Below are 12,172 nucleotides of genomic sequence, written 5' to 3'. Positions count from 1 at the left end.
GAGATCCACATCCGGAAAGGCTGACGACATGGCACAGAACGAGAACCTGGCCGAGCTCTCCTCGGCCGGCGTGGCGGTCTGGCTCGACGACCTCTCCCGCGACCGCATCCGCAGCGGGAACCTGCAGTCACTGGTCGACGAGTACTCGGTCGTCGGGGTCACCACGAACCCGACCATCTTCGCCGCGGCGATCAGCGGGTCGGAGTCCTACGACGACCAGCTGCACGCGATGGCCGTCCGGAAGGTCAGCGTCGAGGAGGCGCTGCGCACCATCACCGCCGCCGACGTCCGGGACGCCTGCGACCTGCTGGCACCGGTCGCCGCGCAGCAGCCCGGTGACGGACGGGTCTCCCTGGAGGTCGCCCCCGGCCTAGCGCACGACACCGACGCCACGGCGGCCGAGGCGGCTCACCTGTGGTGGCTGGTCGACCGACCGAACCTGTACATCAAGATCCCGGCGACCGAGGCGGGCCTGCCCGCCATCACGACGTCGATCTCCCGCGGCATCAGCGTCAACGTGACGCTGATCTTCAGCCTCGACCGCTACCGCAAGGTCATGGACGCCTACCTGTCCGGCCTCGAGCAGCGGCTGGCCGACGACCCGGACGCGGACCTGTCGGGCATCGCGTCGGTCGCCTCGTTCTTCGTGTCCCGCGTCGACACCGAGATCGACAAGCGGCTGGATAAGGCCAGTGCCGACGCCTCGCTGAAGAGCAAGGCCGGTGTCGCCAACGCCCAGCTGGCCTACCAGGCCTACGAGGAGGTTTTCTCCTCCGACCGCTGGAAGGCCCTCGAGTCTCACGGGGCCCGCCCGCAGCGGCCGCTGTGGGCCTCGACCGGCGTGAAGAACCCCGACCTGCCCGACACGCTGTACATCAGCGAGCTGATCGCCCCCGGCACCGTCAACACCATGCCGGAGAAGACCCTCATGGCCTACGCCGACCACGGCAGCCCGGGCACCCCGGTGCAGAAGGCCTACGACGACGCGGCGGCGGTCATGCAGTCGGTCCGGGACGCCGGCGTGGACCTCGACGACGTCTTCCGCGTGCTCGAGGACGAGGGCGTGCAGAAGTTCGTCGACTCCTGGGACGAGCTGACCGAGTCGGTCCGCACCCAGCTGGAGGACAAGAAGTGAACGAGCTCGCGAGTTCACCGATGGAGCCAGCACGCCCCGGCACGCAGCCGACGAGCGCCAGCGAGGAGGCAGCGTGACGTTCGAGGTCCGCGTCGAGGGGCTCGGGGTCCCGGACGAGGTCCGCAGCGCCCTGACCGGTGACGACGTCGCCGCGCGGCTCGCCCGCAAGGACGCCACGCTCTGGGGCCCCGAGGCCGAGAGCGAGGCGGCGATCCGGCTGGGCTGGCTGGACCTGCCCTCGTCCTCCCGCTCGCTGGTCGACCAGCTCACCCAGCTCCGCGAGCAGCTCCGCTCCGAGGGGCTGGACCGCGTCGTGCTGTGCGGCATGGGCGGCTCCTCGCTGGCCCCCGAGGTCATCTGCCGGACCGCCGGGGTGCCGCTGGTCGTCCTCGACACCACCGACCCCGGCCAGGTCGCCGCCGCGATGACCGACCTCGAGCGCACCGTCGTCGTGGTCAGCTCGAAGTCCGGCGGCACGGTGGAGACCGACAGCCACCGCCGTGCGTTCGCGTCCGCCTTCGCTGCGGCCGGGCTGGACGAGCAGCAGGTCGGCGCGCGCTTCGTCGTCGTCACCGACCCGGACTCGCCGCTGTCGGAGACCGCCGCCGCCATGGGCGCCCGCGCCGTCTTCCTCGCCGACCCGACCGTCGGGGGGCGCTACAGCGCGCTGTCCGCGTTCGGCCTGGTCCCCTCGGCGCTGGCCGGTGCCGACGTCGGGGCGCTGCTCGACGAGGCCGAGGAGCTGGCCGAGCACCTGGCGGAGGCCGACAACGCGGCCTTCGAGCTGGGCGCCGTCCTGGGCGCGGCCGCGGTGCAGGGGCGGGACAAGCTGGCCCTCGCCGACGCACCGACCGAGGGCGGCACGGCGATCGAGGGCTTCGGCGACTGGGCCGAGCAGCTCATCGCCGAGTCCACCGGCAAGGAGGGCCGCGGCATCCTGCCCGTCGTGCTGGAGTCGCCGACCGCCCACGGCGCCACCGGACCGGACACGCTGCTGGCCGTCGTCGGCGCCGACGTCCCGGCGGCCGCACCCTCCCTGGCGGTCACCGGTCCGCTCGGCGCCCAGTTCCTCGGCTGGGAGTACGCCACGGCCGTCGCCGGGCGGGTGCTGGGCATCAACCCCTTCGACCAGCCCAACGTCACCGAGAGCAAGGAGAACACCCAGGCGATCCTCGCCTCGGGCCTCCCCGACGAGCCGCCGGCGGCGACGATCGGCGCGATCGAGGTCCGCGGCAGCGGCGGGGTGCTCGACGGCGTCGACCTGAGCGCCCACGACGGCGTCGCGCTGGCGGTGCACGCGCTGCTGTCGTCCGTCCCCGAGCGGGGCTACCTCGCGGTCATGGCCTACCTGGACCGGCTGGCCGACGCGAGCGTCGCCGACGTGCGCTCGGCGCTCGCCGCCCGGACCGACCGCGCCGTGACCTTCGGCTGGGGACCGCGCTTCCTGCACTCCACCGGCCAGTACCACAAGGGCGGTCCGCAGTCGGGGGCGTTCCTGCAGATCACCGGGGCCGTCGCCGAGGACCTCCCGGTGCCCGAGCAGCCGTACACCTTCGGCAGCCTGCAGGCGGCCCAGGCCGCGGGTGACCGCAAGGCGCTGGCCGACCGCGACCGGCCGCTCCTCCACCTCCACCTGACCGACCGGGCCGCAGGCATCGGCCAGCTCCTCGCCGCACTCGCCTGACCGGACCACCCAGCGGGACCGCACGACGCGCAGCGCCCCTCCCGCCGACCTCGAGGACGACCATGGCTCTCTCACCGCTCGGAGGTGAACAGTGATCACCAATCCGCTGCGCGATCCCCGGGACCGCAGGCTCCCCCGGGTGCCCGAACCCTGCGCCCTCGTGGTCTTCGGCATCACCGGCGACCTTGCCCGCAAGAAGCTGCTCCCCGCGGTCTACGACCTCGCCAACCGGGGGCTGCTGCCCACGAACTTCGCGTTGCTCGGCTTCGCCCGCCGCGACTGGGGCGACACCGAGTTCGCCGAGCTCGCCCGCGACGCCGCGCGCAAGAGCGCCCGGACGCCGTGGCGCGAGGAGGTCTGGGAGCGGCTGGCCGCCAGCGTGCGGTTCGTGCAGGGCTCCTTCGACGACGACGCCGCCTTCGACGAGCTGGCCGGCGCGCTGACCGAGCTCGAGGGCAGCCACGGCATCGGCGGCAACGCGGCGTTCTACCTGTCCATCCCCCCGACGATGTTCCCGACCGTGCTCAAGCAGATGCAGCGCACCGGGATGGCCGAGAGCACCCCCGACCGCTGGCGGCGGGTCGTCGTCGAGAAGCCCTTCGGCCACGACCTGGCCTCCAGCCGCGAGCTCAACGCGCTGGTGGACTCGGTGTTCGGCGCCGACGACGTCTTCCGCATCGACCACTACCTGGGCAAGGAGACCGTCCAGAACCTGATGGCGCTGCGGTTCGCCAACACCCTGTTCGAGCCGATCTGGAACGGCCACCACGTCGACTCGGTGCAGATCACCATGGCCGAGGACGTCGGCATCGGCGGGCGGGCCGGCTTCTACGAGGAGACCGGCGCCGCCCGGGACGTGCTGCAGAACCACCTGCTGCAGCTGCTGGCGCTCACCGCCATGGAGGAGCCGGTCGAGTTCTCGGCCGAGCAGATCCGCATCGAGAAGCTCAAGGTGCTGCGGGCCATCTCGCTGCCCGACGACCTGCAGACCTTCGCCGTCCGCGGGCAGTACGAGCAGGGCTGGCTGGCCGGGCAGCGGGCCATCGGCTACCGGCAGGAGGAGGGCGTCGACCCGCACTCCATCACCGAGACCTACGCCGCGGTGCGGCTGGGCGTCGAGACCCGTCGGTGGGCCGGCGTGCCGTTCTACCTGCGCACCGGCAAGCGGCTCCCCCGCCGGGTCACCGAGATCGCCCTGGTCTTCAAGCGCGCCCCGCACCTGCCCTTCGCCGACACCGACACCGAGGAGCTGGGCACCAACCAGCTGGTGGTCCGGGTGCAGCCCGACGAGGGCGTCACGCTGAAGTTCGGCTCCAAGGTGCCCGGCAGCGTGATGGAGGTCCGCGACGTGTCGATGGACTTCCTCTACGGCGAGCAGTTCACCGAGTCCTCCCCCGAGGCCTACGAGCGGCTGCTGCTCGACGTCCTGCTCGGCGACGCCACGCTGTTCCCGCGCAACGCCGAGGTGGAGGCGTCGTGGGCGGTCATCGACCCGCTCGAGGAGTTCTGGGCCGGCACCGAGCCCTTCCCCTACCGCGCCGGCGAGTGGGGCCCCCGCGCCGCCGACGAGATGCTCGCCGCCGAGGACCGCCAGTGGCGCCGGCCATGAGCCGCGACCACGCCCGCCCCGCCCGATCCGAGGAGACGCCATGACGACCCTCTGGGACACCACCGGCTCGGCCGTCGTCAAGGAGCTGGCCGCGCAGCGGCGGACCGGCGGCGCGGTCCTGTCCGGCGTCGCGCTGACCCTCGTGGTGATCGCCGACGAGTCGCGGGTCATCGAGGCCGAGGAGGCGGCCACCCACGCCGCGGAGATGCACCCGTGCCGTGTGGTCATCGTCGTCCGCCGCCAGATCGAGGCACCGGTCCCCCGGCTGGACGCCGAGGTGCAGATCGGCGGCCGGCTCGGCCCGGGCGAGGCGGTCGTGCTGCGCATGTACGGCCGGCTGGCCCTGCACGCGGAGTCCGTCGTCCTCCCCCTGCTCGCCGCCGACGCGCCCGTCGTCGCCTGGTGGCACGACGCGGCCCCTGCCCGGCTGGCCACCGACGCGTTGGCCGTCTTCGCCAACCGCCGGATCACCGACAGCTCGCTGACCGACGACCCGCAGGCCGCGCTGCGCATCCGCGCCGAGGACTACGTCCCCGGCGACACCGACCTGACCTGGACGCGCAGCACCGCCTGGCGAGCGACCCTGGCCTCCACCGTCGACTCCGTCGCCGGCCGCCGCGGTGACGCCGTGCGGATCTCCGGCGGCCGGATCGAGGGCGATCCGCACAACGCCACCGCGCAGCTGCTGGCCGGGTGGATCTCCTCCCGGACCGGCTGCCCCGTCGAGGTCGTGGCCAGTGCCCGCCACGCCGGGCCGAGCGGGGTCGACGCCGTGTTCCTCCACCTCGACGAGGGCGAGGAGCTGCGGATCGCCGCCGACCGCCGGGGCGGTGCGGTCATCTCCCAGCCCAACCGGCCCGACGGGACGGTGGCGCTGCCCGACCGGTCCCTCGGTGACCTGCTCAGCGAGGAGCTGCGCCGACTGGACCCGGACGAGCCCTACAGCGACGCGCTCGAGGCGGCGACCGGGCTCGCTGGGCTCACCGAGCGCCCCGCGGAGCGCGAGCACGTGTGGGTCGACCCGGCGGACGACGGCGACCGGGCACCCACCGTGCCCCGCGACCCCGGCGACGAGGGAGCCCCCAGCGGTGAGGACGGCAGCTCGTCCGACGAGGCCCCGCCGAGGGTTCGCTGAGGTCGTGAGCCTCTCCCCCGGTGACCGCGTGGCCGGCGAGCTGGCCGACTCCGGCGTGCCCGTACCCGACATCGTCATCGAGCCCGACGCCGACCAGCTGGCGCGCGCCGTGGCCGAGGCGCTGGTCGCCCGGCTGGCCGCGGCGCAGACGCTCCGGGGGACGGCGTCGGTCGTCCTCACCGGGGGCACCATCGGCATCGCGGTGCTGGAGCGGGTCGCCGGTCTGGCTGCCGAGCCGGTGCGCGAGACGGTGGACTGGTCAGCGGTGGACGTCTGGTGGGGCGACGAGCGCTTCGTCCCCGCCGACGACGACGACCGCAACGAGAAGGCGGCACGGCGGGCGCTGCTGGACGCCGTCGGGGTGGACCCGGCGCGGGTGCACGCCATGCCGGCGTCCGACAGCGGGTTCGCCACCCCCGAGGACGCCGCGGCCCGGTACGCCGACGAGCTGGCGGCCGCGGCGGGCGACGGCGGCACCGTGCCGCGCTTCGACGTCCTGCTGCTCGGCATGGGTCCCGAGGGCCACGTGGCCTCGATCTTCCCGGACTCCCCCGCCATCGACGACGAGCGCCCGGTGTTCGCCGTCCGCGACTGCCCGAAGCCGCCGCCGACGCGGATCAGCCTCGGGTTCGGCGCCATCGCCGCGGCCGACGAGGTGTGGCTGGTCGTCTCCGGCGAGGGCAAAGCCGAGGCGGTCGCCCGGGCGGTGTCCGGGGCCGACCCGCGGGAGCTGCCGGCCGCCGGCGTGCACGGCACCCGGGCGACGCGCTGGCTGCTCGACGCCGCCGCGGCCGCCGACCTGCCCGGCCCGGGTGCCGGGACCTAGCGGGGGTCCTTCCTACATCCCGCGGCGGGCCCGCAGGCGGGTGAGCGCCTCCTCGAGGAGGGCGTCACCGTCGGCGTCGGTGCGGCGCTCCCGCACGTAGGCCAGGTGCGTCTTGTACGGCTCGGTGCGCGGCGCCGGCGGGGGGTTGGTCCGGTCCTGACCGGCGGGCAGCCCGCAGCGGGGGCAGTCCCACAGCTCGGGGACGTCGGCGTCGCTGGCGAAGGCGATCCGCGTCTCGTGCCCGTTGGTGCACCAGTACGGCAGCCGGAGCCGCGGGGCGGTGTCGCCGCGCTCCGCCTCGCCCACCGGACCTGCGCCGACCCTGCTGCCCCGGATCGCGTTGCCACCAGCCACGAGCACTCCCTGATATCCGCGCGTCAGACGTGTGGCAGATCACCACAGCGCGCGAAGTCTAGAGCCTCGAAGGACCTCGTGCGGTCACGATTCGTGCGCCACTTCGTGACGTACTGGAACGGCCCTCCTGCAGGGACCCGCCGCGAGCTCGCGAGCGGTGTCGACGGCCTCGGCGCAGGGTCCCGTCGCGAGCGTGCGAGCGGCGGGGGGCGGCGAGGTCCTTCTCGGGTCCTTGTTCAGCCGACCTTGACGAGGATGCCCAGGCCGACGATGCAGACGGTCCAGATCAGCGCCGTGAAGATGGTGAGCCGGTTGAGGTTCTTCTCGACCACCGAGGAGCCGGACAGCGATGCCGAGGCGGCGCCACCGAACATCGAGGAGAGGCCGCCACCCTTGCCGCGGTGCAGCAGGATCAGCACCACGAGCAGCGTGCTGGTGAGCACCAGCAGCACGTTCAGGACAACCTCGATCATGACCTCTCCAGCCTCACGCCCAGCGCCGGGCGCCGGATCTCGTGCACGAGCCTATCCGACCGGTCAGCCGATCCCGGCCGTGGCGAGGTCGTAGCCGCTGTAGGGCCGCATCACCACGCCGTTGCGCAGCCGCTGCCCGGCGATCAGCTGCACCCGGGTCTCGGCCAGGGGCACGTACGCCGCCGTCCCCTGCACGGCGGAGGCCACCGCGGCCCACGCCTCGCGCGCCTCGTCGCCGGTGCCGGCGGCCCGGGCGGCGTCGATGAGGCCGTTGATCTCCCCGTCGTCGAGCCGCGCGTAGTTGGTGTTGCCCACCGCGCGGATGCCGCGGCCGTCTGCGAGCGGGGCCAGCAGCGACGCAGGGGTCGGGAAGTCGGGGGTCGTGGTGGCGAGCACGAGCCCGTACCCGTTGGCGGCGACGCTGTCGGGGTTGCCGACCTCGGTGGCGTAGAAGCTGGCCGCCTCCAGCGGGCGCACCTCCACCTCGATGCCGATCTCCGCCAGCTGCTCGGCCACCACCGCGGCGACCTCCACCCCGGCCCCGCCCTCGGGCACCGCGAGCACGGTGGCGAACCCGTCGGGCTGCCCGCACTCCTCCAGGTGCTCGCGGGCGGCGTCCAGGTCGCGACCGGGGTCGGTGTCCTCGGGCCCCCCGCCCAGCGGCCGGGTCCACAACCGGGCGGTGCGCAGGGCGTCGCCCGCGCCGCCGAGCGCGTCCTGCACCGGGTGCCGGTCGATGGCCGCCGCGACGGCGGCCCGGCACGCGGCGTCGTCGAGCGGCGGCACGTCGGTGGGCAGCGCCAGCAGCCGGAGCGCGCCGGTGGAGACGTCGTCCACCCGGTTGCGCAGCTCCTCGCTGCCCTCCCCCTCCAGCCGCGCGCTGGTGGGTGCCTGCGCCCCGGACCCGGAGATGTCGACGTCGGCCGACCCGGCGAGCAGCGCCTGGTCCCGCTCCACGCCGGACAGGCCGGTGCGCACCACGACGCGGTCGGGCAGGGCCGTCCGCACGTCGTCGGTGGCCGGGTCCCACTCGGGGTTGCGGTCCAGCTGGATGCCCATCGCGGCGTCGACGGAGGTGATCGCGTACGGCCCCGAGGAGACCGGGTCGATGGCGTAGTCGCCGCCGGTGTCGGCCTCCGCGGGCACCGGGCTGCTCGAGGGCAGCGCCAGCACGTAGGGCAGGTCGGGCTCGGGCGCGCGCAGCCGGAAGACGATGGTGCGGTCGTCCGGGGTCTCCACGGAGGTGAGCTCGGGGTCGTCCTCCTCGGTCGAGTACGGCCCCGGGTAGCGGTTGACCGGGTCGTCGAACAGGTCGACGACGTAGGTCGGCCCGCCGACGACGACCTGCGCGTCGAAGGACCGGGAGATGCCGTACTTGACGTCCTGGGACGTGATCGGCCGGCCGTTCTCGAAGCGCACGCCCTCGCGCAGGGTGAACGTCCAGCTCAGCCCGTCCTCCGACGGCGTCCCCAGGTCGGTGGCCAGGTCCGGGACGAGCTCGTCGGTGCGGCCCGGCTCGGACGAGTAGGTGACCAGGGTGCGGGTGTACAGCCGCATCAGGTTCCAGACGCCGGGCAGGTAGGAGCGCTGGGGGTCCAGGCTGTCGATCTCCGGCGCGACGACGCGCAGGGTGCCGCCAGTCGCGTCGGAGGGCGCTCGGACGCCCTCGATGCCCGCGTCGGGCTCCCCCTCGACGACCGGCACGTCGGCGCGGCCACCGGCGCCGCCGAGACAGCTGACCGCGAGGACCAGGACGACGACGGCCAGCGCCACGGCGGCGAGGATCCGCCGCCCCTGGCGCCCCTGCGCCCACGCCGGCAGTCGCCGGCCGAGCCGTTCGAGCGTCTCGTTCACGACGTGCTGTTCAGCCCCCGGTGATGCGGCCGGCGGCGGTCAGCAGGAACTAGCTGGCCTCGGCGGCGGTCCGACAGATCTGCGCGAACTCGTCGGCGTCCAGGCTGGCGCCACCGACGAGCGCACCGTCGACATCAGGCCCGGCCAGGATCCCGGCCGTGTTCGCGGCCTTCACCGACCCGCCGTAGAGGATACGGACGCTCGAGCCCGTCTCGGGTCCGAACCGCTCGGCGAGCCGCGCCCGGAGTGCGCCGCAGACCTCCTGCGCGTCCTCGGGGGTGGCCACCTCGCCGGTGCCGATGGCCCACACCGGCTCGTAGGCGACGACGATCCCGCCGCCGGCACCGGGCTCGCCGGCCACCTGCTCGGCGCTGAGCCCCTCGAGTGCGGCGTCCAGCTGGGCGGTGCAGTGCGCCACGTGCTCGCCCGCCTTGCGCACCTCCAGCCCCTCCCCCACGCAGAGGATCGGCACCAGCCCGTGGCGCAGGCTCGCGCGCACCTTCGCGGCCACGACCTCGTCGGTCTCCGCGTGGTAGGCGCGCCGCTCGGAGTGGCCGACGACCGCGTACGTGCAGGCCAGAGCGCTGAGCATCGCGCCGCTGACCTCGCCGGTGTAGGCGCCGGAGTCCTGCGCGGAGACGTCCTGGGCGCCGTACCCGACGGCCAGCTTGTCGCCGGCGACCAGCGTCTGCACGCTGCGCAGCGCCGTGAACGGCGGCACGACGACGACCTCGGCCGCGTCGAGCTCAGCCGGCTTGAGCGAGAAGACGATCTTCTGCACCAGCCCGATGGCCTCGAGGTGGGTCAGGTGCATCTTCCAGTTGCCGGCGATGAGCGGCCGGCGACCGGACTGCTGGGTGGCTGCCATGCGTCGTCCCCTGCTCAGTCGGTCAGCACCGCGAGACCCGGGAGCTCCCGGCCCTCGAGGTACTCCAGCGACGCCCCGCCGCCGGTGCTGATGTGTCCGTAGGCGTCCTCGTCCAGGCCCAGCTGGCGGACGGCGGCGGCGGAGTCGCCCCCACCGACCACCGACAGGCCGTCCACGGCGGCGACGGCCTGCGCCACGCCCCGGGTGCCGGCCTGGAAGGGAGCCAGCTCGAACACGCCCATCGGCCCGTTCCAGAACACCGTGCGGGCGGCGCCCAGCTCGGTGCCGAAGATCTCCACCGTGCGCGGGCCGACGTCCAGGCCCATCAGGTCGTCGGGGATCTCGGTCACGGGCACCACGCTGACCTCGGCGTCGGCGCTGAACGCCGTCGCCGCCACCACGTCGACCGGCAGGACGATGCGGTCACCGGCAGCCGCGAGCAGCCGCCGGCAGGTGTCGACCTGGTCGGCCTCGAGCAGCGAGCTGCCCACGCCGTGGCCCTGGGCGGCGAGGAAGGTGAAGCACATCCCCCCGCCGACGAGCAGGCGGTCGACCTTCGGCAGCAGCGCCTCGATGACCGCCAGCTTGTCGCTGACCTTGGAGCCGCCGAGCACGACCACGTAGGGCCGCTCCGGGTCCGACGTCAGCCGGGTGAGCACCTCGAGCTCGCGGGCGACCAGCCGGCCGGCCACGTGCGGGAGCCGCTGCGCCACGTCGAACACCGAGGCGTGCTTGCGGTGCACCGCGCCGAACGCGTCGTCGACGTAGACGTCGGCGAGCGCGGCGAACCGGTCGGCCAGCTCGCCCCGCTCGGCGTCGTCCTTGCTCGTCTCGGCTGCCTCGAAACGCACGTTCTCCAGCAGGAGGACGTCGCCGTCGCCGAGGGCGTCCGCCTTGGCGCGGGCGTCGTCCCCGGCGACGTCCGCGGCCAGCGGCACCGGCGTCATCAGCAGCTCGCTCAGCCGCGCCGCGACCGGCGCGAGGGAGAACTGCGGGTCCGGCGCGCCCTTGGGGCGGCCGAGGTGCGCGGCGACGACCACGCGCGCTCCGGCGTCCCGCAGGGCCTGCAACGTGGGCAGGCTGGCGCGGATCCGGCCGTCGTCGGTGATCGTGCCCGAGAGCTTGTCCAGCGGGACGTTCAGGTCGGCGCGCAGGAACACGCGCCGACCCGAGACGCCCTCGCTGATGAGGTCGTCGACGGAGCGCATCAGAGCTTGTTGCCGACCAGCGAGACGAGGTCGACGAGGCGGTTGGAGTAGCCCCACTCGTTGTCGTACCAGCCCAGCACCTTGGCCATCGGGCCGAACACCTTGGTGAGCTTGGCGTCGTAGATGCACGACGACGGGTCGGTGACGATGTCGGAGGAGACGATCTCGTCGGACGTGTAGGTCAGGTACTTGCCCAGCGGGCCGGCCGCGGCCTCGCGGTAGGCGGCGTCGATCTCCTCGGCGGTGGCCTCCCGGCTGAGCTGCACGGTGAGGTCGGTGGCCGAGCCGGTCGGGACGGGGACGCGGATGGCGTAGCCGTCGAGCTTGCCCTTGAGCTCGGGCAGCACCAGGCCGATGGCCTTGGCCGCACCGGTGGAGGTCGGCACCATGTTCAGCGCCGCGGCGCGGGCGCGGCGCAGGTCCTTGTGCGGCCCGTCCTGCAGGTTCTGGTCGGCGGTGTAGGCGTGGATGGTGGTCATCAGGCCGCGCTCGATGCCGAACGCGTCGTTGAGCACCTTCGCCAGGGGCGCCAGGCAGTTGGTCGTGCAGGACGCGTTGCTGATGACGGTCTGCGAGCCGTCGTAGAGCTCGTCGTTGACGCCCATGACGATCGTGATGTCGTCGTCGGTGGCGGGCGCGGAGATGATGACCTTCTTGGCCCCGCCGGCGTCGACGTGCTTGCGGGCGTCGGCGGCCTTGGTGAAGAAGCCGGTGGACTCGACGACGACGTCGACACCCAGGTCGGCCCACGGCAGGTTCGCCGGATCGCGCTCGGAGAGCACCTTCATCTTGGTGCCGCCGATGGTGATGCCGTCGCCGTCGGCGACGACCTCCTGCGGCAGCCGGCCCAGGATGCTGTCGTACTTGAGCAGGTGGGCCAGGGCCTCGTTGCTGGTGAGGTCGTTGACCGCCACGATCTCGATGTCCTGACCACTGGCGGCGGCCGCGCGCCAGAAGTTCCGGCCGATCCGGCCGAATCCGTTGATGCCTACCCGGACCGTCACTGCAGACCTCCACGTCGAGTTG

At 73.6% G+C, this 12,172-nt stretch carries 11 protein-coding genes; 5 read left to right on the top strand and 6 right to left on the bottom strand.

Features of this window, described 5'->3' with window-relative positions; translation table 11 throughout:
• Nucleotides 1-28: 28 nt before the first annotated feature.
• From tal to pgl, 5 genes are all read left to right on the top strand, one after another.
• Nucleotides 29-1,135 carry a transaldolase gene (tal, locus tag DQ239_RS17215; RefSeq protein ID WP_113835637.1) on the top strand — a complete coding sequence of 369 codons (1,107 nt, stop codon included), beginning with the start codon at nucleotides 29-31 and terminating at the stop codon, nucleotides 1,133-1,135.
• A gap of 73 nt (nucleotides 1,136-1,208) precedes the next feature.
• On the top strand, nucleotides 1,209-2,819 hold the full coding sequence (locus DQ239_RS17210; RefSeq protein WP_113835636.1) for a glucose-6-phosphate isomerase: 1,611 nt from the start codon (nucleotides 1,209-1,211) through the stop codon (nucleotides 2,817-2,819).
• A 139-nt stretch (nucleotides 2,820-2,958) separates the two neighbouring features.
• Entirely contained in the window at nucleotides 2,959-4,428 is a 1,470-nt protein-coding gene (zwf, locus tag DQ239_RS17205) for a glucose-6-phosphate dehydrogenase (protein ID WP_233489428.1), read from the top strand.
• 40 nt (nucleotides 4,429-4,468) lie between these two features.
• Complete coding sequence (locus DQ239_RS17200) at nucleotides 4,469-5,563, top strand: glucose-6-phosphate dehydrogenase assembly protein OpcA (protein WP_113835634.1); 1,095 nt, start codon at nucleotides 4,469-4,471, stop codon at nucleotides 5,561-5,563.
• A 4-nt stretch (nucleotides 5,564-5,567) separates the two neighbouring features.
• Nucleotides 5,568-6,389, top strand: coding sequence for a 6-phosphogluconolactonase (pgl, locus tag DQ239_RS17195; RefSeq protein ID WP_113835633.1), 822 nt, complete (start codon nucleotides 5,568-5,570; stop codon nucleotides 6,387-6,389).
• Nucleotides 6,390-6,401: 12 nt separating this feature from the next.
• On the opposite strand, the gene DQ239_RS17190 is transcribed toward pgl, so the two are convergent.
• From DQ239_RS17190 to gap, 6 genes are all read right to left on the bottom strand, one after another.
• On the bottom strand, nucleotides 6,402-6,743 hold the full coding sequence (locus DQ239_RS17190) for an RNA polymerase-binding protein RbpA (protein ID WP_113835672.1): 342 nt from the start codon (nucleotides 6,741-6,743) through the stop codon (nucleotides 6,402-6,404).
• Between the two features lie 236 nt (nucleotides 6,744-6,979).
• Nucleotides 6,980-7,216: a preprotein translocase subunit SecG gene (gene secG, locus DQ239_RS17185; RefSeq protein ID WP_218122230.1), complete on the bottom strand. Its 237-nt coding sequence runs from the start codon at nucleotides 7,214-7,216 to the stop codon at nucleotides 6,980-6,982.
• 63 nt (nucleotides 7,217-7,279) lie between these two features.
• On the bottom strand, nucleotides 7,280-9,070 hold the full coding sequence (locus tag DQ239_RS17180; protein ID WP_113835632.1) for an ABC transporter substrate-binding protein: 1,791 nt from the start codon (nucleotides 9,068-9,070) through the stop codon (nucleotides 7,280-7,282).
• A 49-nt stretch (nucleotides 9,071-9,119) separates the two neighbouring features.
• Nucleotides 9,120-9,938 (bottom strand): triose-phosphate isomerase, encoded by an 819-nt coding sequence (tpiA, locus tag DQ239_RS17175; protein ID WP_113835631.1) that lies wholly within the window; start codon nucleotides 9,936-9,938, stop codon nucleotides 9,120-9,122.
• Nucleotides 9,939-9,952: 14 nt separating this feature from the next.
• The gene (locus DQ239_RS17170) at nucleotides 9,953-11,146 is read right to left on the bottom strand and encodes a phosphoglycerate kinase (protein ID WP_113835630.1); all 1,194 of its coding nucleotides are present in this window, start codon (nucleotides 11,144-11,146) and stop codon (nucleotides 9,953-9,955) included.
• Complete coding sequence (gene gap / locus DQ239_RS17165) at nucleotides 11,146-12,150, bottom strand: type I glyceraldehyde-3-phosphate dehydrogenase (protein ID WP_113835629.1); 1,005 nt, start codon at nucleotides 12,148-12,150, stop codon at nucleotides 11,146-11,148. Before gap ends, DQ239_RS17170 begins: the two co-directional genes overlap by 1 nt.
• Nucleotides 12,151-12,172 lie beyond the last annotated feature (22 nt).

This window comes from Blastococcus sp. TF02-09, assembly GCF_003319105.1.
GTDB lineage: Bacteria > Actinomycetota > Actinomycetes > Mycobacteriales > Geodermatophilaceae > Blastococcus.
This window is presented reverse-complemented; position numbering and strand designations above follow the sequence as displayed.

Bases quoted from the DNA above. Each gene is read 5' to 3' on its own strand.
- DQ239_RS17200 (WP_113835634.1), top strand. From the start codon at position 4,469: ATGACGACCCTCTGGGACACCACCGGCTCGGCCGTCGTCAAGGAGCTG.
- tpiA (WP_113835631.1), bottom strand. From the start codon at position 9,938: ATGGCAGCCACCCAGCAGTCCGGTCGCCGGCCGCTCATCGCCGGCAAC.
- DQ239_RS17170 (WP_113835630.1), bottom strand. From the start codon at position 11,146: ATGCGCTCCGTCGACGACCTCATCAGCGAGGGCGTCTCGGGTCGGCGC.
- secG (WP_218122230.1), bottom strand. From the start codon at position 7,216: ATGATCGAGGTTGTCCTGAACGTGCTGCTGGTGCTCACCAGCACGCTG.
- tal (WP_113835637.1), top strand. From the start codon at position 29: ATGGCACAGAACGAGAACCTGGCCGAGCTCTCCTCGGCCGGCGTGGCG.